This window comes from Syntrophomonas erecta subsp. sporosyntropha (genome assembly GCF_055395365.1).
The window spans coordinates 1,288,883-1,310,383 of the sequence record NZ_AP042459.1 but is presented as its reverse complement, the minus strand read 5'-3'; the positions used below and the strand labels follow the sequence as shown (position 1 = coordinate 1,310,383).

General features: G+C 44.6%; 21 protein-coding genes. 1 reads left to right on the top strand and 20 read right to left on the bottom strand.

The window, feature by feature from the left end:
• The first annotated feature begins 144 nt into the window (after nt 1-144).
• A complete protein-coding gene (locus ACZ5Q0_RS06470) occupies nt 145-1,950 on the top strand; it encodes a heme NO-binding domain-containing protein (RefSeq protein WP_447182272.1) in 1,806 nt (601 codons plus the stop codon).
• 153 nt (nt 1,951-2,103) lie between these two features.
• Here ACZ5Q0_RS06470 and lysS read toward each other — a convergent pair whose 3' ends face one another.
• The 20 genes from lysS to folK form a co-directional block, all read right to left on the bottom strand.
• Nucleotides 2,104-3,591 carry a lysine--tRNA ligase gene (lysS, locus tag ACZ5Q0_RS06465; protein ID WP_446818838.1) on the bottom strand — a complete coding sequence of 496 codons (1,488 nt, stop codon included), beginning with the start codon at nt 3,589-3,591 and terminating at the stop codon, nt 2,104-2,106.
• 78 nt (nt 3,592-3,669) lie between these two features.
• The gene (gene greA, locus ACZ5Q0_RS06460) at nt 3,670-4,149 is read right to left on the bottom strand and encodes a transcription elongation factor GreA (protein ID WP_446818839.1); all 480 of its coding nucleotides are present in this window, start codon (nt 4,147-4,149) and stop codon (nt 3,670-3,672) included.
• 101 nt (nt 4,150-4,250) lie between these two features.
• Nucleotides 4,251-5,156 carry a hypothetical protein gene (locus tag ACZ5Q0_RS06455; protein ID WP_446818840.1) on the bottom strand — a complete coding sequence of 302 codons (906 nt, stop codon included), beginning with the start codon at nt 5,154-5,156 and terminating at the stop codon, nt 4,251-4,253.
• The gene (locus ACZ5Q0_RS06450) at nt 5,149-6,063 is read right to left on the bottom strand and encodes a quinate 5-dehydrogenase (RefSeq protein ID WP_446818841.1); all 915 of its coding nucleotides are present in this window, start codon (nt 6,061-6,063) and stop codon (nt 5,149-5,151) included. The genes ACZ5Q0_RS06455 and ACZ5Q0_RS06450 overlap by 8 nt, the downstream gene beginning before the upstream one ends.
• Nucleotides 6,064-6,105: 42 nt before the next feature.
• Nucleotides 6,106-6,642 carry a transcriptional regulator gene (locus tag ACZ5Q0_RS06445; RefSeq protein ID WP_446818842.1) on the bottom strand — a complete coding sequence of 179 codons (537 nt, stop codon included), beginning with the start codon at nt 6,640-6,642 and terminating at the stop codon, nt 6,106-6,108.
• 130 nt (nt 6,643-6,772) lie between these two features.
• Nucleotides 6,773-6,937, bottom strand: a complete 165-nt coding sequence (locus ACZ5Q0_RS06440; RefSeq protein ID WP_464827275.1) for a hypothetical protein — start codon at nt 6,935-6,937, stop codon at nt 6,773-6,775.
• A 286-nt stretch (nt 6,938-7,223) separates the two neighbouring features.
• The gene (gene dusB / locus ACZ5Q0_RS06435) at nt 7,224-8,189 is read right to left on the bottom strand and encodes a tRNA dihydrouridine synthase DusB (RefSeq protein WP_446818843.1); all 966 of its coding nucleotides are present in this window, start codon (nt 8,187-8,189) and stop codon (nt 7,224-7,226) included.
• Nucleotides 8,190-8,193: 4 nt separating this feature from the next.
• On the bottom strand, nt 8,194-8,961 hold the full coding sequence (locus tag ACZ5Q0_RS06430; protein WP_446818844.1) for a type III pantothenate kinase: 768 nt from the start codon (nt 8,959-8,961) through the stop codon (nt 8,194-8,196).
• 139 nt (nt 8,962-9,100) lie between these two features.
• Entirely contained in the window at nt 9,101-10,060 is a 960-nt protein-coding gene (locus ACZ5Q0_RS06425; RefSeq protein ID WP_446818845.1) for a P1 family peptidase, read from the bottom strand.
• Between the two features lie 6 nt (nt 10,061-10,066).
• Nucleotides 10,067-10,660, bottom strand: coding sequence for a biotin transporter BioY (locus ACZ5Q0_RS06420; protein ID WP_446818846.1), 594 nt, complete (start codon nt 10,658-10,660; stop codon nt 10,067-10,069).
• Nucleotides 10,661-10,914: 254 nt separating this feature from the next.
• Nucleotides 10,915-11,958 (bottom strand): hypothetical protein, encoded by a 1,044-nt coding sequence (locus tag ACZ5Q0_RS06415; RefSeq protein ID WP_446818847.1) that lies wholly within the window; start codon nt 11,956-11,958, stop codon nt 10,915-10,917.
• 23 nt (nt 11,959-11,981) lie between these two features.
• Nucleotides 11,982-13,436, bottom strand: coding sequence for an MBOAT family O-acyltransferase (locus ACZ5Q0_RS06410; RefSeq protein WP_446818848.1), 1,455 nt, complete (start codon nt 13,434-13,436; stop codon nt 11,982-11,984).
• A gap of 690 nt (nt 13,437-14,126) precedes the next feature.
• Nucleotides 14,127-14,969 carry a carboxylating nicotinate-nucleotide diphosphorylase gene (gene nadC, locus ACZ5Q0_RS06405; RefSeq protein WP_446818849.1) on the bottom strand — a complete coding sequence of 281 codons (843 nt, stop codon included), beginning with the start codon at nt 14,967-14,969 and terminating at the stop codon, nt 14,127-14,129.
• 268 nt (nt 14,970-15,237) lie between these two features.
• Nucleotides 15,238-16,812: an L-aspartate oxidase gene (gene nadB, locus ACZ5Q0_RS06400; protein ID WP_464827274.1), complete on the bottom strand. Its 1,575-nt coding sequence runs from the start codon at nt 16,810-16,812 to the stop codon at nt 15,238-15,240.
• Nucleotides 16,813-16,917: 105 nt separating this feature from the next.
• Complete coding sequence (gene nadA / locus ACZ5Q0_RS06395; protein ID WP_446818851.1) at nt 16,918-17,829, bottom strand: quinolinate synthase NadA; 912 nt, start codon at nt 17,827-17,829, stop codon at nt 16,918-16,920.
• Nucleotides 17,830-17,843: 14 nt separating this feature from the next.
• Nucleotides 17,844-18,215: an aspartate 1-decarboxylase gene (panD, locus tag ACZ5Q0_RS06390; protein ID WP_464827273.1), complete on the bottom strand. Its 372-nt coding sequence runs from the start codon at nt 18,213-18,215 to the stop codon at nt 17,844-17,846.
• A 3-nt stretch (nt 18,216-18,218) separates the two neighbouring features.
• Nucleotides 18,219-19,067 carry a pantoate--beta-alanine ligase gene (gene panC / locus ACZ5Q0_RS06385; protein ID WP_446818852.1) on the bottom strand — a complete coding sequence of 283 codons (849 nt, stop codon included), beginning with the start codon at nt 19,065-19,067 and terminating at the stop codon, nt 18,219-18,221.
• Nucleotides 19,068-19,088: 21 nt separating this feature from the next.
• Nucleotides 19,089-19,919 (bottom strand): 3-methyl-2-oxobutanoate hydroxymethyltransferase, encoded by an 831-nt coding sequence (gene panB / locus ACZ5Q0_RS06380; protein WP_446818853.1) that lies wholly within the window; start codon nt 19,917-19,919, stop codon nt 19,089-19,091.
• A 52-nt stretch (nt 19,920-19,971) separates the two neighbouring features.
• The gene (locus ACZ5Q0_RS06375) at nt 19,972-20,865 is read right to left on the bottom strand and encodes a Rossmann-like and DUF2520 domain-containing protein (RefSeq protein WP_446818854.1); all 894 of its coding nucleotides are present in this window, start codon (nt 20,863-20,865) and stop codon (nt 19,972-19,974) included.
• A 113-nt stretch (nt 20,866-20,978) separates the two neighbouring features.
• Entirely contained in the window at nt 20,979-21,470 is a 492-nt protein-coding gene (gene folK / locus ACZ5Q0_RS06370) for a 2-amino-4-hydroxy-6-hydroxymethyldihydropteridine diphosphokinase (protein WP_446818856.1), read from the bottom strand.
• Nucleotides 21,471-21,501 lie beyond the last annotated feature (31 nt).

Genomic DNA, 21,501 nt, shown 5'->3' with positions numbered 1-21,501 from the left:
GGGTTTGCTATACTATTGATATTAACTGGAAGCATATTCCTGATAGGCTTATTTGCCGGATAAACTCCCTTTTACCATTATATACAGTGCTTAGTGCTTATAGTGCTCTATTTTAGATTATGTAAGATTGTGGGGTGTTACTTTATGAAAGGAACCGTAGTAGGAACATGGTTGAATAGCCTGGAAGAGATTTACGGCCCAGCCATACTGGAGGAAGCTCTTATGACCCGGGGCTGGTCCCGCCAGAGAATAATTACTCCCCTGGAAGATATACCTGATAACGAACCCCGGGAGATCGTTGCCTGGGTGGCACAAAAGGTAGGAAAGACCCCCCAGCAGGTATGGAGAGAAATAGGCCGCAGCAATATAGCTAGTTTTCACCAGGCTTACCCTTCCTATTTTGACCGCAAAAGCCTTAAAGATCTTTTGGTTATGATGGACGAATTACACCTGCAGCTGACCCGGAAAATTCCCGGAGCCACCCCTCCGCGCTTACTGGCTGAGCTACACGGTCCCCGGGAAATGGAATTAACCTATCAATCCCCTCGGGGTATGTTCGATTACTTTTTGGGCCTTTTAGAGGGATGTGCTGATTTTTTCCAGGAAAAACTGGAGATAAAGGTTTTAGAACAGGGCACTCAGGATAAGGTTAAATTCATGCGGGTACACCTGGTGCTGGAAAAAGGTGAAGATTATCAAAAACATTACCGCTGGAATACCTGGTTGTCCTCTATATCAGGAGGACGATTGCCGGTCAAAATCGCTCTTTTTTCGGCACTGCTGACCCTACCCATATTCCTTATAGGTCAAGGACTTGGTTACCTGCCTTTCGTTTATACCGGAGCTGTCTTGGTCGCCACTTTGCTGCTGGCTTCCATAACCCTGAAACCCCTGCAAGGATTAGAGACACAAGTGCAGCAGCTCCAGGATTTCGACTTTGCTACTGATACTGCCCTCCATACCGGGGATCACCTGGAAGTTATCAGTCAACAGCTGGAACAGCTTAAGCTGGCTATACGCAAGGACTTTTTATATTTAAAAGGCGGTACTGATGATCTACACAGCTTTAGCCAAAAATTCAGTGATATAGCCCGGGAAATGGAAGAGGTTTCCGATGTAATTGCCGCCGTAGTCCAACAGGTATCGGAAGGAGCCGTATACCAGGCTCAGGAAACGGAAAAATCCGTCAATGTGCTTACGGGAAATATTGACAATTTAAACGGAATTGCACAGCGGGAACTGGATACCCGAACCAGTCTGGAAGAGGCCGTAAACAGTATTCATAATTCTTTTGGTGAAGTAAAACGGGTAGCTGGTTTGCTTCTGGAAACCCGGGATCAGTTTCGTGATGTAAACCGGCAAGGTACTGATCTTTCCGAACGGGTAGAAAACATTATGGAGATTGTGACTACTGTGGAAGGGATTGCTGATCAGACAAACCTGCTGGCCCTTAATGCTGCCATTGAGGCCGCCCGGGCTGGTGAACAAGGACGGGGTTTTGCTGTAGTTGCCGAGGAGATCCGCCAACTAGCTGATGATGTCAAACAGGCCGTCAAAACTATCAATGAGAACCTGCAGCATTTCGTAAACGAAGTAAATACACTGGTAATTGATATTCAAGCCCAGTTTAAACAATTAGAAAATAGTAACCGGGGATTGGAACAGGCCGTAGAAGAAAGTCTAAACTCTACTCATGCTATTGAACAGGTAGCTGCAACTATTGTAGCATTGGTGGAGGAACTGTCCGGTGAAACTAAACATATTTCGGAAGTATTCCAGAATCTGCATACCCTGGCCGCTATAGCTGAAGAAAATTCAGCCTCCAGCGAAGAAATGAGTGCCAATGTAACCGAATACTCCGACAAAATTAAAGACCTGACCAGCTATATCCACCAGTTAGAACAACTTACCGGCGGATTCCAGGAAGAAATGCGTAAATACAGCATTTAACCAGGTAAACACAGGAGGAAATATGAAGGGCCGGAGGCGGAGGAAAGGCATATGCACAATAGTGTCATGTTTTTCCCTGCTTCCAGCCCTTTTTCTGTTTTCCCCGCTTCTTAACCCTATGCCAGCCACTAACCGGCATGCTTTTAATCCTGTTTATAATTCACGTGGTCTCAAGGTAGGAAAGAGGATGACATCACGAATAGAAGGCGAACCAGTAATAAGCATCACTACCCGGTCAATGCCAATCCCTAAACCTCCCGCTGGGGGCATACCATATTCCAGGGCATTTATGTAATCCTCATCCATCATATGGGCCTCTACGTCTCCACCCGCCCTTTTTTCCATCTGCTTCACAAAACGTTCCTTTTGATCGATAGGATCATTTAATTCCGAAAAGGCGTTCGCAATCTCCCTTTGCATGATAAAAACTTCGAAACGGTCGGTAAATTGGGGATTTTGCTGATTACGTTTTGCTAATGGCGAAATCTCCACCGGATGACCATAAATAAAAGTAGGCTGAATCAGCTTATCCTCTACAAATTCCTCAAAAACCTCATTGATAATTTCCCCCCGGGTGGCTTGAGCAGAAATTTCCATATTTAAACCCCGAGCCGCCTGGCGAGCCTCTTCATCAGTAGTTATGACCGTAAAATCCAGACCCGTATGCTCTTTAATGGCATCTAGCATGGGAATCCTTCTCCAGGGAGGTGCAAAGTTAATAATTTGCCCTTCAAATTCCACCTCCATGCTGCCATTAACCTTCATGGCTACCGTAGAAATAAGATTTTCGGTTAGTTCCATCATAATCTGGTAATCAGCATAAGCCTGGTATAATTCCAACATGGTAAATTCCGGGTTATGACGGGTGGATATACCTTCATTGCGGAAATTACGGTTAATCTCATAAACCCTTTCCAGCCCGCCCACAATAAGACGTTTTAAATATAGTTCCGGAGCTATACGCAGGTACAGATCAATATCCAGGGCATTATGGTGAGTAATAAAGGGGCGAGCTGCTGCTCCGCCAGCAATAGGCTGCATCATGGGGGTTTCTACCTCTAAAAATCCCCGGCTATCCAGGTAATTACGCATCTCTTTTATGATGCGGCTACGTTTTATAAATACCTCTTTAACTTCCGGGTTAACAATAAGATCCACGTAGCGCTGCCGGTAACGCAATTCCACGTCCTTAAGACCGTGCCATTTTTCCGGCAGGGGATTTATTGACTTGGATAGATAGGTAAAATCTCTGACGTGAATACTGATTTCTCCCTTTTGAGTACGAAAAACCTCGCCTTTGATACCTAGGATATCGCCAATATCCATCTTCTTAAACAGCTCATATTTCTCTTCCCCTACATCCTGCTTGCGGAAATAGAGCTGAATACTTCCAGAGAGATCGTGCATATCAGCAAATCCGGCCTTACCATGGCGGCGTTTGGACATAATCCGGCCGGCTATGATTACTTCCTGCCCTTCGTTGGCATCGAAATTATCTATAATTTCCTGGGCGGTTGCATTACGATCAAAACGCTGGCCAAATGGATCAACGCCGGCAGCACGAAGTTCATCAAGTTTCTCTAGTCGTACTTTTTTTAGCTCATTCAAGTTTACATCTACCGGTGTATTCAAATCTGACAATGGTAACACTTCCTTAAAAGACAAAATAGGACATGATAGTATAGCACCTCTCCGGATCGACTAAGCCTAACCTCTGATTTATCTTTCGACCTTAACTATTTTATATTTTATAAGTCCTGCCGGAGCCTCAACTTCCACTATTGAATTGACCTTTTTCCCCAGAATCGCTTTACCGACTGGAGACTCGTTTGATATTTTACCATCTTTAAGTTTGGATTCTACTGAGGAAACCAGGGTGACGGCAATTTCGCGGCCCGATTTCATTTCCTGTAAGGTAACCCGGGATCCAAAGGAAACAACATCTGTACGAATTTCGGTATCTTCCATTAAGCGGGCTTTTTTCAAAATATTTTCTAAAGATATAATACGGCCTTCTATAAAGGCCTGTTCATTCTTAGCATCTTCATATTCTGAGTTTTCCGATATATCTCCAAAAGCAATAGCCTGCTTGATCCGTTCGGCTACTTCCTCCCGTCTAACCGATTTCAAATGCTCTAACTCAGACTCAAGTTTGCTTAAACCCTCTTTAGTTAATAGAACCTCTTTTTCTTCCGCCATCAAATCGCTCCCTCACTTATTAAGTTCAAAAAGCGAGCTATGCTCGCTTAACCTCCTAAAAATGTCCGGGCTGCCAAATCCTTTATGGTATTATAAAGACCTTATATAGCCTTGTCAAGGAAGAGGTCCCATAGTCCCACACGTTCCCCGGCTTCTTTAAGTACCAAGAGGGGTTGCGGATTTTGGACCTTCGCTTTAGTTTGTTCTGCATAATCAAAAGAAATTCCTGCCTGCATCAATAGACAAGTCTCTAGAATAGGCGCCAAATTATAAAGGGCAGTATCTATGGATGCACCGGTTAAGTCTGCCTCTATTTCCGGTGCCATATAGCGGCTGTTATTATCCAGCCTTATGAAAAACACCCCTGGTGATAAGATATTAAATTGGTAGGCAAGGGCATCAAGACTCATAACCAATTCACCTTGGGCCCATTCCCCCGGGTTAAGATAGCTATTACTCACCGCACAACCATGATCATATAACAGGCGGTAAGTCACCACTTCATAGTGAACCGGATCTAGGGTTTGAATACCAATAGGAATTCCATACTGGCTGGTGGCCACGATTAAATCACAGTACTCTTCCACCTCCCCAACCAGAATTACCCGCTTAATATCGTGACGAGATATAGTTCTCTCCAGCAGAACCAGAGCCAGGGCTTTAATAAAATTATCCCCAAAAATTCTGGGAAAAGCCGTGGTTAATTCATACATTTGGGGCTTAATACGCCGATCTACTGCCATAACCGGGAGTTGCAACTCTTCCATGATACCCCCAGATTTATTCATAACTACCTGACGGTTACCAGCACTTAATAACTGAAAGTTACCTGGTCCCAGAGGAATACGAATATTACAGCCGGCACCCATGCCTGGAACCTCAATAAGTTGCTTTATCCGGGGATAGAAAAAAACCGGGGTTAGCCGGTCCAGAAAATACTTCTGAAATACTAACCCCGTACGGTCACTTTCATTTAAATTTAACAAAGCAAAGTCTACATCAAACATCCATCTTCTCCAAATCCACAACACCAGGTTTAAAATCCAGTTCTTTTAACATGGCAAAATAATCATCCGGTGAAATTTGGTCAATCGGTCGGCCTATGATGGTAATCATTAAGGCCTCAATTACATTAGTACCGAAGGAACGACCTCCCATGTCAGGGGTAGTGGTGATTACCTTACTTATACCTCGCTGTTTAAGCATTTTCATATCGTCTGATGTAGTCGTATTGGTAATAATAACTTGCCCATTTAATTTTTCCGGTAAATAACGGCGAATATACAAAAAGTCTCCCGCTAATACCTCTGCATCATAATAATATTTAGAATGTTTGGGAATTATGACTTCCTGATTATCCCCAGTCGGGTAAAGTTTATCAAAAGGCATACGAACAACAAAAGGTGCTGCTATACGCCCAAAAATCCTCAGGGTATTTAGCGAATGCAGGGGTAGGGGCACACCTACCGTATAAATGAAATCCCCCAGGGTCAGCCTGGCTCTCACCTCCTCGAAAGCCTCTGCCATACCAAACCTGTCTACCGCACATACCATAAGAACCTTTTTCCCGCGCAGGTCGAGAATACCCTGTTGCTGGATATCCATAATACATTTTCTTTCCAGGGTGTTTTTTAGCCCGCTACCGTCAACCATAGGAGTTTTTTTAGCTTCGGCTACCAGGCGTTTAGCATCTTTGATAATGTAAGGCTTACCTGCTATGCGTATATAAAGGTCAATTCCACCCATACCAAAGGCATCTACTTTGCCATCCAATTGGCGTATCAGGCTAATGGCTTTATCCCAGTCGCCATCGGTTCCTATCCTCTCGATGCGAACTTTTTCACCCATAAAATCAGTTTCAAAACTGTGGTCCCTTTTGGAAGATCCCAGACTTACACTGACAACATGTTTCAAGAGAAACCCTCCTTGCGAACTAATTGGTTTATTTACCAGCCATTAAAAGGGCCGTGCCGATTTTATAGATCGCAATATTTTTTTAATTTCTTCGGGATCAACCCACTTATCCTCAGTAATAGGTGAGGACCCAATCTCAATAAAAATTACCTGAGCATCCAGAATACCTTCCAGTAGTTTTAGTCTTTCATCAGAGCCTACACAGATCACAACTTCATAAGAGCGTACCCGGCTAGTCAGGTCCATGAGTTCATTAAGTAATTCCTTGCCGCTGCGATTATTAACAAAGTCCAGGCGTTCCTTTTCGGTCATTAAAAGGATAAAGTCTACGCCTTCTCGCTCCAGAATCTCCCGGATCTCCTCCTTATTAAGGATGGGAAAACCGACAAAAGCAATCGACTGGCCTTTACGCAGCTCACCAATCCCTTCCAAACGGGAAATGAAAGTACGATCAATCTTCAGCCGGTCAGCCACTTCTTGTTGGGAAAAACCCCGTGAACGTAGTGTTAAAGCTTTTTGTAGTGTTTTTTCGATTTTCTGCCAGCTTATAATTTTATCCTGAATACGGAATATATCCATAACTGGCCTCCTTGCGCACAGTTTTGTGTACAGACTTATTTTACCATCCCGGCCAGCAGCATACAAGCTGGAATAAACTAGCGCCTACCAGAATCCTGATAGGCGCACATTATTAATATTAATTACACTACTAAAACCCTAAGTACGGTTTTATGTAAATAGCACAGGTAACCACAATACAAGTTATCTTATCCGCCAGCATCATGGCGGCCCGTAAGATCGCTAATATCACACCCCATAGCCAGGCATCAATAGTGGATAAACGCCTGGGATTATCTTGCTTGTTTGAATACATAAATATGGAGAGCAACGTTAAGCGGAGCATGGTAGGAAACACCCTGTGAAGGCCCAGCGCGAAAGGGGGCGAGCGACACGGACGTCGCAAGCGGGCCGCACCCACAGGGCACCACTGATGTTCGTTATTTCTCACCAACCAGGTCGTTGAACATGGATGTAAATCGGCCCGATGCCCCTGGAACCGCAAGACAAGCAGCTGGTGTTTCCCATGCAGAGCGTGGAGCCGTAATATTTATGTATTCAAACTACGTAATATATCTATTTAGTAAAGGAACCGTTCATGCCTATAACCTTGGATTGATGGCACTGATGATAGCGATTAATTCCTGCCGGGTTTGGGCCTGGTTAACCTCTTCCCGCAGCCGGGCTGCTCCTCTGACCCCTTTCATATACCAGGAAAAATGTTTGCGCATTTCCCTTACTGCTACCGGTTCTCCTTTAAACCGGCAGGCCAGATCCAGATGACCAATAGCAGTTTGAACCCGTTCCCCGGTAGTAGCTGGAGGCACTTGCTCTCCTTTTTCCAGCCGGGCCACCGTTTCTCGAAAAATAAAGGGGTTGCCCATAGCCGCCCGGCCGATCATAACTGCATCACAACCTGTTTGTTCGATCATACGTACGGCATCGTCAGCCGACCATATATCGCCATTGCCAATCACCGGAATAGTCACTGCTTTTTTTACCCGGGCAATAGCCCCCCAATCAGCCTGGCCGGAATAGAATTGTTCCCGGGTACGGCCATGAACTGCTACGGCACTAGCCCCTTCCTGTTCAGCGATGCCGGCTAATTCAACACAGCTCTCATTATGATCATCCCAGCCTTTGCGCATCTTAACCGTGACAGGAACCTGAACCGCCTGTACCACCTGACGGATAATATTTCTACTCCGGGGCAGATCCCTCATCAAAGCTGACCCTTCTCCATTTTTTACGATTTTGGGAGTAGGACAGCCCATGTTAATATCAATAATAGTAGCCCCCTTTTGCTCTACCAGGCGGGCTGCTTTAACCATGGCATCCGCTTCGGAGCCAAAAATTTGGACTGCTATGGGAAGCTCTTCACCAGATAAATCCACCATATGGTGGGTACGCTCCTGTCCGTAAACTAGTCCGAGATCACTAATCATTTCTGTATAAACCATGCCACAGCCAAATGACTTCATAATAATGCGATAAGCCTTGTCAGTGACACCTGCCATAGGTGCTGCCAGTACCCGGTTGGAAATAGCTACATTACCAATAGAAAACATTCATTTACCCCCGGTTTATCTCATAAATGATCCTTAGCCCATCCAGGGTGAGAAAGTCATCAACTACATCGATCACATCTGTTTCCCGGGCAATAGTCGCCGCCAACCCCCCAGTTGCCACCACCTGGGGCTGTCCTTTTATTTCTTTTTTCATACGATTTATAATACCTTCTACCTGGCCCACAAAGCCAAAAATAATACCAGATTGCATACTGGCTACCGTGTTACGACCTACTACGTTTTTAGGCCGGACCAGTTCTACACGAGGAAGTTTAGCCGCCCTGGATACCAGAGCTTCGGTAGAAATGCGTATACCAGGCGCTATAGCCCCACCCAGGTATTCAGCTTTCTCATTGACCAAGCAAAAAGTAGTAGCCGTACCGAAATCCACAATAATAAGTGGCCCACCATATTTATGATAGGCGGCTACTGCGTTAACCACCCGGTCCGCCCCTACATCACGGGGATTATCATATTTAATAGGCATACCAGTTTTGACCCCGGGCCCTACTACTAAAGGTTTGCAGGAAAAATAACGGCTGCTCATTTTCTCCAGTTCCATCATTAAACTGGGTACTACAGAAGACATAACAACTGCTTTTATACCGCGTATATTAAGGTTATGGTGTTCAAAAAGAGCCTTTAAAATCATGCCGTATTCATCACAGGTACGGATCGTATCAGTACGCAACCGCCAGTGGGTTAATAGCTTGTCTCGTGAAAACACTCCCACTACAATATTGGTATTACCCACATCAAATACTAATATCACGGCCATCCCTCCATCCCATATTTTCCTTATCTTATTCAGCCCGGCTGAGTAGCGTCATTATGATCTGATCATTTTTAATAATAAAGCAAAGATGGCGTGAATACCAGTAGGCTTAGGGGGAGGGACCATACCGCCAATTTTAATCCTGCCAATTTTTATAACCCTGAATACTCTCTGCTCCTTGTACAGCACGAATTACTGCTTGGGCCAGTACCTCTTGGGCCAGATACCCTACCAGGTTAACATCGGCAGTTATATCGCCGGTAGCCAAAGCAAATACCGTATCTCCATCATACATGGTGTGGATAGGGTTAATAACCCGGGCTAGACCATTATGGGCCATCTGGGCTACTTTGGTAGCCTGGCTTTTGTTAAACTCTGCATTACAGGCCACCACGGCAATGGTAGTATTACTACCGCCATCTACATGCGAAGGGTAATCGGCCATATACTTAAGATAGGCATCTTTAGTCCCTATAATCTTGCCATTATCATCTCTAACTCCAGCAATGATTCGGCCCAACCCCGGCGTAAACACATCCCCAAAGGCATTTACCGCTACTAAAGCCCCTACGGTTAACCCATTTTCCAGTTGTATGGACCAGGAACCTAATCCACTTTTGGTACAATTATTATAACCCCGGAGCTTGCCAACGGTAGCTCCGGTTCCTGCGCCAACATTACCTTCCTCTACTTTCCTTCCGGCTGCCTGGCAAGCTCTATATCCCATCTGTCGATCCGGCCTGATGCGATAATCTCCTACCGCCAGATCAAATATTACTGCCCCTGGTACAATGGGTACCACCGTAGGTCCCACCGAATGACCTATACCCCATTCTTCCAGGTAGTCCATCACCCCACCGGCAGCATCCAGACCAAAGGCACTCCCCCCGCTTAATAATATGGCATTAACCTTTTGCACCATATTAATAGGAGAAAGTAAATCTGTTTCACGAGTACCCGGGGCCGCCCCCCTTACATCAACACCGCCAACTGCTCCTGACGGGCCGGTTAAAACCACTGTGCAACCAGTCAGAGCATCTATATCCTGCTGAGACCCTACCTGGATACCGGGAACATCAGTAATCGAATTAGCCATAATAACTTACCTCACTTTAGGCACTTTACCTTTTTGCCATACAGTTTCGCCCCGGATATCTAATCTCCTGCTTAACTCCAGGGCTAACCAGGCCGCTACTACCACTTTCCCCAGGTCGAAGATTATAAAGGGGAAAAAGCCTAATTTTAGTATTTGCAGAATATCTACAGTATGTCCCAGATAGAAGCTAAGTATGAGATACATATAGGGCAAGCCGATTAAGTAGTAAACTATTACCGCTACCACCCCGGCACCAATAAAACTTAATAAACTAGAATGTTTAAGTACCCGGGCTTGAACCCAGCCGGCTATAGGAAAGGCTAAGATAAAGCCAAAGCTAGGTATTAATACATAAGCCGGACCCCCATAAGGAGGTACAGAAAAAACTGGCAGCCCTACTAACCCTAACAGTAAATAGGCCAGCATGCTAAGAAAAACTCCCCGTGGAGATAATAAGGAAGCCGCCAGCAGCATAACCAGAGGTTGCAGACTAAACGGTATTACTACCACCGGCTGAAATATACGTACCAAAATAGTAAGAGTGCACATCAAAGCCGTAAACAAAGCAGCCAATACTATCTCCCGTGTGGACATCTGCATCTTTTCCATCGTCCCTTTCTTGAGTTGTTAACCAGAATTGTACCACCAGGTTAACATCAAGTCCATACCCCTACCCATGTATACAAGAAGCAAGAGGAAGTCCCTTTACTTCCTGATGCGGTAATCCGAAAGGGGAATAGCGGAACCTTTTCCTTGTTTACCCTCAAAATAATACTATATAGCAACTTCCGCGATAGGCTGTCATTGTACGAACCTTCTCTATTATTTACCCTTAAAATAATACCGGCTTTTTATTACCTATTTAGAGATTTTCGAACCATTTCCAGATGTTCTTCCAGGTTTTCTGCCGTAACCCTTACTCCAAAATCTGCGGGTAGAGAGGGATCAGCCTGATCCATTAACCGGTGGGCGATCAAGGTCCCTACAGGAGGATAAAAATGACTGGCATCATAATAGTTGTCTAGATTAGTAGTTATGGAGTTAGGATACATAAAGTTGTAAACCTCTCCAAACACCTCCACTGTATCCCGCAACCATTGTTCATACCAGGGTAGTTTGCCCTGTTCCACCAACACCTGGAATAAGGGATCGGAAATGGGGGTGGTAAATACTACGAATTGGCTGTGGGGATGATCTGCCTTTAATTTTTGCAGGGTGGAACGTACGTCACCATAGCTATAACCAGGGCCGTAGACTGATTCGCTGTACCATTTTAAATTGGCCTCTACCCGCCATTTCTTTTCCGCAGCCGGGATGGGATTTAAAATCTTGACATTGTCCCGGGTATAGGCATAATTTTCCTCCCGGTTATTACGGGAGGCATCAAAATCCCGCCAAGCGTATTTCAGCACATCTGAGGAAAGCAGGGTTTTAAATCGGTACCCCAGCTGACCAGCCTGAGCAAAGTAGTAGTCAGGGGACTCGAAGCTGTTCTCTACCTCCAGATTTTTATTAGTGGCAAAGAAGTCTAGTCCCAAAATAATATAGTTAAAATCCCGGCCATTTTGATTTTGAGCATACCGGGCATAATCATAGTATTCTCCTAACAGCATATTACTCAGGGCATAATTATAAGCATTATAACCCTTAAAATCATACTGGTTAATGTAGGTGATACGACTGCTCCCCATAATCAGGCTATCATACTGCCGGTTACCAAAAGTTATCCGATTAGTTTTCTGCTGCCGTTCGTTAAAAGATAGTTGGATACGGTTATACTGGTGGGCATGGTTAAAATTCCATAGTGGATCAATTAAAAAATTAAACCCGCCTATTACCAGCAAAGGGATTAACATTAAAGTCAGGGTAGCAATTATCCATTTACGATAAGGCTCCATTTTATTACTCCTGTTTAATATTTCTAAAAATTAAAATATAAAAACTCACTCACCCTGGTTAGGCTAACTATAGAGGCAATCCCCAAAATACTAATCACCAGAGCACTTAACCAACCCGGGCGGAAACGGTCTTTCATCTGCATGGTATTGCGGAAAATTAATACCACTGCCATAAAAACTACTACCATAGGCAAAGCCTGGGGCAAGTACTCTTCCATACTAAATCCTCCAAAAGTAACTCCATAGGAGGCTAGTCCACTTAATTTATAAGCCAAAGATTCCGGAAGCTTAACTCCGCTTAATCCTAACATAGCCCTCAGGACTTTAATGGCATCCTCCCAGGTAGTAGCGCGGAAGAAAACCCAGGCCACATTTACAAAATTGAAGGTAATAAACCAAGCTAAAATATGGTTCATTTTCAAGTTTAATTTTTGCCATGCCCGGTTGATTACCAGGGCTACTCCGTGTAAGAAACCCCAGAACACAAAGGTCCAACCGGCTCCATGCCACAAGCCCCCGATGAGGAAAGTAAGCATTAGATTCCGGTAGGTACGAGCTGGTCCCTGCCGGTTACCCCCCAAGGGAATATAAATGTAGTTGCGCAAAAACCTGCCTAGGGTCATATGCCAGCGCCGCCAGAAATCCTGTATAGATAGTGCTTTGTAGGGTGAACTGAAGTTTATAGGCAGGCGGATATTAAACATTAAGGCAGCCCCGATAGCCATATCAGTATAACCACTAAAATCAAAATAGAGTTGAAAAGTATAGGACAGGGAAACGATCCATCCTTCCAGTAAGGTTAAATAAGTAGCCGTATCAAATCCATAGGTAGCCCAGATAGCAAAGGTATCTGCTATGAGTACTTTTTTAGCCAGGCCGATAAAGAAAAGAAATATCCCGGCTGCTATATTGCGGGTGTTTACAGTTTTTCTATCTGGATCGTTAAATTGGCCCATCATTTCCCGGTGATGAACAATAGGTCCGGCAATTAACTGGGGGAAAAAGGATACAAACAAGGCATAGTTCAACAGGTTATATTCTCGGGTCTCCTGCCGGTAAGCGTCTACCAGATAGGCAATCTGCTGAAAGGTAAAAAAGCTAATGGCCAGGGGCAAAAGTAATCCCAGGGGCTTTATATGGGTAGAAAATAGAAAATTTACATTATTGATGAAAAAATCCGCATATTTGAAATAGCCTAAAAGCCCTATATTAAATACTAATCCGGTTATGAGGATGTTTTTACGGGATACTGGTAAATTTTGATCTTTGCCCAGCCATGAACCAAGCCGGTAGTTGATCAGAATAGATATAACAATCAAGGGCAGGTAAGCAATGTTCCACCAGCTATAGAAAAACAGCGATCCGGCCACCAGCCATACCCGGGCAGCAGTGGTCCGACCTAACCAGTTTATAAAAAAATACCCGATCAGCATCAGGGGTAAAAATGCAAAAATGTATTCGTATGAATTAAATAGCAAGGTCCTGGCTCCTTAATCTTTGAAATAATCTGTCCCTAAAGATAATATAGATTATATTCGCTATTGGCAATCTTTTATAGCTTTTCGGGGAGTTAGCCACGGCTAAGGACTTATCTATTGTCCGCGACTACTTAAGCCCTAACCCGTTTTTTCACTTGTTTAGGCTTACTCCTGAATTATACAGGATGTAAACCATCCGGCTTCGAGTTTGCCTACATTAGCAGGCTGTCCTCTTTAAAAGCCAGCCTTAGTTCACCTATGCCAAATTCCCCTTATGGTATCCTCTAATCCTTACGATTATCCAGTGACGCCCCTGATCTTATCACTGGCCGGTGATAAGTTTTCTTTGGAACCCACCAATTTCCGCAAACATACATTCATAAACTAAAAAAGGCTTCTGATGAAGCCTTTTTAATTATAACACAGAGAAAACCTGATCCGAATAAGCGGAAACCAGTCAGTTTACCAGCCCAGATGGATTAGGTTAATGGATTGGCAAAGGTTAATCGGGCGAACAGTAAAGATAATTAGCTCATATGCCGCGGACTAATATAAATAGGTGATAAATTATTTTTATTAGTAATAATACCCCCATATTTTTTATCCCGATTGTGGCCTAAAACGCCCCCGTTGCTTAAACCCCGCCAAACACTACCTATCCCTGGCCGCCCGCCGATTAGTCGGGTCTTTTTATGAGTAAATTTCTATCAGGTCAAAACTTATATCCATACTGACTACCGAATGGGTGAGAGCCCCTACCGAAATAAAGTCTACCCCGGTTTTAGCTACCTCCACCAGATTTTCTTCTTGTATACCCCCGGATGCTTCTAAAAGGGCCCTGCCTTCAGCCATTTCTACGGCTTTTTTCATATCTTCCAGGGTCATGTTGTCCAGCAGGATAATGTCAGCCCGTGATTCCAGGGCTTCCTGCAGCTGCTTTAGATCTTCTACTTCAACCTCAATTTTTACAGTATGGGGCACTTTTTGACGTATAACACTAATCGCTTTTTGAATACCACCTGCTGCCCGAATATGGTTATCTTTAATCATAACCCCATCATATAGCCCGAAACGATGGTTACGAGCTCCCCCTACTGCTACCGCATATTTTTCCAGGTAGCGCAGTCCCGGGGTAGTTTTGCGGGTATCCACCAGCTCAGCTTTGTTGTACTTGATCATTTCCACCATTTGCCTAGTGCGGGTAGCTATCCCTGACAGGCGCTGCAGAAAATTAAGAGCGACTCTTTCCCCGGTTAAAAGTGCCCGGGTGGTCCCTCGAACCTCAGCAATAGCTTCCCCGGTTGCTACTTGCTCACCATCTGCTTTATAAATAGTAAACTTAAGATCCGCATCCAGAAAGATGAGAACTTGGCGCACTATTTCAAGACCCGCTACAATTCCCGGTGATTTAGCATAAAAGATCCCCCGGGCCTTTTGTTCAGCGGGAACCAGATTGCCAGTAGTGATATCCTGGTGGCCGATATCTTCTTCCAGTGCCCTTCGTACCAGGTCCTGCAAACCCAAAAACTCCATCATCGTCCTCCTAATATGTACAATTTATAGCAGCGTAATTCGCATTATCGTTAATTATCCCATAAAACCCTTTATGTTTTAAGCCGGGTTTAAACTAACATTAGCTAAGGTCCTTCTGACAACTGCTAATAAACTGGTTCATTTTACCGTTAAACCCCGGGCCAGTTAAAGCGGGCTTTTTCAGCTTCCCAAAACCTCCGGGAAATGTTACCTGGCCAGGAGTTTACCCATCGTTAATTACCGTTAAAATTACAGCCACGCTAACACTTTAACAATTAACGAAGGCAATATGGCGCAGCCAACGCAGATCATCCCGGACAGGATAATCCAGGCGAAAATGTCCTCCCCGGCTCTCTCTCCTATATAGAGCAGCCTGTACTATTATACGGGCCACAATCAGCATATTAATAACTTCATAATAAGCCAGCACATCATCCCCTTGCACTACCTGGGTATAAAGATCCTCGATTTGCTGATTAGCCTTCTTCAGACTGTCCTCACTTCTTATTATACCCACATTTTCCCACATTATCTCCTGTAATCGGGTACGTGCCTCCTGTGGGTGGATCCCCTGGGATGGTGATATATGTATCCAGCTAGAATCAAAGTGGTTGAATATTTCCTCCACCCTTATCTGACGACGGTATAGTATTTCTTCAATTTTATCGACAATTCTTTGTCCAAATACAATTCCTTCCAGGAGGGAATTACTGGCCAGACGATTAGCTCCATGTACCCCGGTACAAGCAGCTTCTCCACAGGCATACAGTCCATAAATACCCGTTTCTCCATAACTATCCGTCTCAACGCCGCCCATGGTATAGTGGGCCGCTGGTGATACGGGAACGAGATTACGGCTTATATCAATGTTCCGTTGTAAACAGGTGCGGTAAATATTGGGGAAACGGGTGGTTACCCCGGGTATATCAGTCATGTTCAGGTAAACATAATCACTGCCAGTAAGCACACTTTCCTGTAGAATAGCCCGTGCAACTACGTCCCGTGGTGCCAATTCTTTTAAAGAATGGTATTTATCCATGAACCTTTCACCCCGGGTGTTATAAAGAGTCCCTCCTTCACCCCTTACTGCTTCCGAGATCAGAAAACGTTGGGTATCATGGCTAAACAACACTGTGGGGTGAAACTGGATAAATTCCATATCTGTAAGCCGGCAACCCGCCCGGTAACAAGCCGCCATTCCGTCCGCTGTAGCTACTGACGGATTAGTAGTATACTTATACAACTGTCCAGCTCCTCCAGTAGCAATGACTACTGCCCGGGCTATATAGAGCAGCTGGCTGCCATCACTGGCATTGTAAACCAAGGCTCCATAGCATTCTCTATCATTATCATTCGTTAAAATATCTATTAAGAAATGATCTTCTACTATTTTAATAACACTATTTTCCAAACATTTTCTTTCCAGAGCCGAACGAATAGCTTCGCCGGTAGCATCAGCAGCGTGTAAAATACGCGCCTTACTATGAGCCCCTTCCCGGGTAAGGGAAACAGCTCCATTTTTCATATCAAAACTGGCCCCAGCTGCAATAAGCTCCCTTACGCGAGCCGGTCCTTCTCGTACCAGGATATCCACTGCTTCAATATTGCATAAGCCAGCCCCGGCTTCCAGGGTATCTTCCAGATGAAGGAAGGGGGAATCTTCTTCATGCACAGCAGCCGCGATTCCCCCTTGAGCCAGTCCCGTATTTGAATCCCGTATAGTTTTTTTAGTGAGCACAGTTACTTCGCCATAAGCGGAAGCTTTTAAAGCCGTAAAAAGCCCGGCAATCCCTCCCCCTACTATGAGGAAGTCGGTAGTAACTGTGGGAGTCTTCCTATTCAAGGTTCCAATATACCTGGTTATATTCATATCACTTCTTCTTTTCCTAAAGAATTTTTAGGGGTCCGTATCTGCGGACCCCATAGATTTCATTATTAGACCATAACCTTAAGGAGCTACTGCCAGCATATTTTCTAATGAACCTAACGCCTTACTGCGAATATCCTCCGGTACCTCTACCTGATAAGTGAGGTTAGCCAGGGAATCGGCCAGCACCGGCAGGGTAATATATTTCATATCCTGGCATTGAAAATCGGTACGGGCCAGGTAAAAGGTTTTGTCTGGGCAGTGTTTTTGAAGAGTATACAAAAAACCCTCCTCAGTTCCTATGATAAATTCCCGTTCGGGGCTAGACTGAACATATTTCAGTATCCCCGAGGTGGAGCACACTGCATCAGCCATTTGGGCTACCCCGGCCTGCACTTCCGGATGTACCACAATTTCGGCAGCGGGATGCAAGGCTTTTTTCTCTATTATTTCCTTTTGGGTCAGGCGGTCGTGAATGGGACAGCATCCTTCCCACAGGATCATCTTTCTCCCCGTCTGCCCCTCAATATAAGAGCCTAGATTGCGGTCCGGAACAAAAATGATAGGCCGATCTTCGGGAATTGACCTTACTACGTTAATAGCATTGGAGGAAGTGCAGCAAATGTCACTCTCGGCTTTTACCTCTGCCGAAGAATTAACATAACAAACTACTACTGCCTCAGGATATTCCTGTTTCTTTTTGCGCAAGGCTTCCGCGGTAACCATATCCGCCATAGGACAGCTTGCTTCCTGATAGGGAAGTAAAACCACCTTTTCTGGGCTTAAAATCTTAGCGCTTTCAGCCATAAAACTTACCCCGCAAAAAGCAATGACATCAGCGTCAGTTTCCGCCGCTCGCCGGGCTAATTGCAAAGAATCGCCTATAAAGTCAGCTACATCCTGTATCTCCGGCAACTGATAAAAATGCGCCATAATGATCCCATTCAGCTCCTGCTTTCTGCGCTGAATATACTCCTGTAAATTACCGGACATTTAAGGGCTTCCTCCTATTCATAACTCCCCAGACATACTTTTTGGATCTCGTTTTTATCATTAACATACACCAGCTTAGGTTGATGGGTCTGAGATTCCTCATCATTTAAAATAGTATAGGTGAGGATGATTACCACATCACCTTTGTGTACCTTCCGGGCTGCGGCACCATTTAAACAAATAGTTTTGGATCCCCGCTGGCCTTCTATTACATAGGTTTCAAACCGTTCACCATTGTTATTGTTAACTACGGTTACTTTTTCATTGTTAATTATATCGGCCGCTTCCATTAAATCCTTGTCAATGGTTATACTGCCAACATAATTAAGATCCGCATCGGTCACAATAGCACGGTGAATTTTGGACTTCAGCATATAACGCAGCACAGCTTACACCTCCACCAACAGGTTATCAATTAATCTGGTGTTTCCGAATCGAACTGCCAGTGCTAATAACACTGGTTCCGTAATTCTCTCCACTGTGGAAAGATCACGGGCATCGTTAATTTCGATATAATCAATCCGGGCATCAGGGCTTTGTTCAATCTTCTTTTTCATGACATCCCTGACCACCTCTATATTTCTTTCCCCTTCCTGAATCACCTGTTGCGCTGCCTGCAATGCCTGGTTTAAAACTAATGCCTGTTTACGTTGATCTGCATCGAGATATACGTTGCGGGAACTCATTGCCAAACCGTCAGGTTCCCTAACAATGGGTACCCGGATAATCTCCAGGGGAAAATTAAGTTCACGAACCATTTTGTCCACGATCATGGCCTGTTGGGCATCTTTTTGCCCAAAATATGCCCGGTCAGCAAAACAGATATGAAATAGTTTACTGACTACAGTCGTCACACCTTTAAAATGGCCGGGGCGGGAATTACCACACATTTTTTGGGTAATTTCTCCGGTCACTTCGACAAAGGTGTTGTACCCCGCCGGGTACATTTCCCGTACCGGCGGAGCAAACACTGCATTTACCTGTTCTTTTTCCAGCAAACCGGCATCGTGGCTCAGGTCCCTGGGATATTCTTCAAAGTCCTCCCCTACACCAAACTGTATAGGGTTAACAAATACACTAACCACCACTATGTCACATTCTTTGCGGGCCGCTTTGACTAAGGCCAGATGTCCGTTATGGAGGTAACCCATGGTAGGAACTAGTCCGATTGTCTTTCCGGCCTTTTTGTGACTGAGGCACCATTGTTGCATCTCTTGTACACTATTTATGATTTGCATCCGTTTTCTTCCCCTTACCCCTTAGTATAGACGCTCCAAAACATCGTCTTTGATAGTAAAACCATGCTCTTCTCCGGGGAAGGTGCCTGTTTCTACTTCTTTTTTATAATCTTTTAAGGCAGCAATGATTAGTGGCTGGAGATTAGCAAATTTCTTAACAAATTTGGGAATATGTCCGGAAAACATGCCCAGCATATCATTGATAACCAAAACCTGCCCATCACAGTAATGGCCGGCTCCGATTCCTATAGTAGGACAGGAAACCTCCTCTGTAATCCGCTTAGCCAGTAGAGTAGGTACACATTCTAATACTAGAGCAAAAACTCCCGCTTCATCCATAGCCCGGGCATCTTCAATCATCTTACGGGCTGTGTCCAGATCTTTACCCTGTACCTTGAATCCACCTAACTGGTTAACCGATTGCGGGGTAAGCCCAATATGTCCCATTACTGGAATCTGGGCATCCAGAATAGCTTTAACCGTATCAACCCGTTCAGTTCCACCCTCCAGCTTAATAGCCTGGGCACCAGCCTCTTTTAAAAAACGTCCTGCATTACGTACCGCCTCCTGGGTGGAAACGTGATAGGACAAAAAGGGCATATCTCCTACTACCAGGCAGTTGCTGGTAGCACGGGTGACCGCTTTAGTATGATGAATCATATCTTCCATAGTAACTGCCAGGGTATTTTCGTATCCCAGCACGACATTACCCAGTGAATCACCTACTAATATCATATCAATACCGGCCTGATCGACCATAACTGCTGTAGAATAATCATAAGAAGTTAGCATGGTTATCTTTTCATTTTTTGCTTTTTTATCCCTCAGGGTAGTAGTTGTTATCCGTGCCATAATGATCACTCCTCTTTTTCCGGTTTAATTTACCATGTCCCATTACTGTAACTTAACTGGCCGAAGCTGCCAGGGATAATTCCTTAACAAATACCTGCTGGAACTCTTCCATAGCCTCAGTGTCGATAGTCCCTTTTTCCAAAGCAATTTCGGCAGTATAATAGCCCAGCCAGCTATAAAGTCTCATCAATTCTGGTGCCATTTCCTCCAGGCAATCCAGATGTTTCAAAATGGTGGTAAGATCTCCCCGGGATATGGGTCCGGTTAACGCCCTGGGGATGCCAATATTCTGAATATTATTTACAGTACCATTGATTAAGGGCATCAGGGCTTTAGAAGCAGCCTCCCGTGGTATCCCCGTAGACTCCAAAAGCTTGATCCCAAAATCAATTAATGTAACCAGATAATTAGAAACTACACAAGCACCTGCATGGTAAAGGGGCTTGGCCTTACGGTCAATAAAACAATATTCCCCTTGCAGGGTTTCAACGATACAAACCGCTACCTCATAGGCTTCCTTATCGCCTTCAATGCTGAACACTGACCCAGGCAGGTTATCAATAGCCCGATCCACATTAGCAAAAGACTGCAGCGGGTGTACCGACAGAACCATAGCTCCAAACTGCTTCGCTCTATCCAGAATTTCTGACGACTGGGCACCACTCATGTGGACTATTACCTGTCCCTCATAAAAGGCCTTCCGATCAGCCAGTGTGTCCACGACATTCTGGATGGAAGCATCACTGGTAGTTATGAATAGAATGTCTGCCGAGCGAGAAACTTCCTGGGGTGATGTATGAGCGGTACATCCTATCCGTTCCACAAGCTGCAGTGTAGATTCGGATTTTATATCATGGACACCCGTAATCTCATAGCCTTTCTGGTTGAGTACCACCCCAACAGCCGTTCCTACAACTCCCGCCCCAATAATTCCGATCCTTTTCATTATGAAACCCCCCTTTTTGGGTTGAGCGAAAAAAGCTATACTTTTTTCTCTTTCCGTCTTGGTCCTTATGGGATACAAGCGGTAACTTTTAAAAAAGTACCGGCGGGAGACCCCTAGATACGTTTTATTCCTTTGTTTCCTTCTCGGGCTAAAACTCTATCCAACACCTCCTCAATTTCAGTTCCATCATCAGGGAAAATCAGATCCGCACAGATCTCCTTTAATGGAACAAGTACAAACAACCTCTCACGCATGCGGGAGTGGGGTATCACCAAATCCTCAGAATTGATGACTTCCTTCCCATACAAAAGAATATCCAGATCTATAATACGTGGGCCCCACTTTTCTACCCTTTGGCGGCCCATTTTGATTTCAATTTCGTTAAGCATACCTAATAACTTGGAAGCTGACAAGTCGGTCTCTATTTTTACCACCTGGTTTAAAAAAACATCCTGATCAGTTTTTCCCCAGGGTTCAGTCTCATAAAGAGAAGATAAACTTGCCAGGTTCACCCCGGGAATAGCAGCTATATACTTAACGGCTTGCGCCAGATTATCCTTTTTATTGCCCAGGTTAGTACCCAGACTAATAAATACTTCTGTCATAATAGGGTTCACCCTTTAAATTAGCATATTC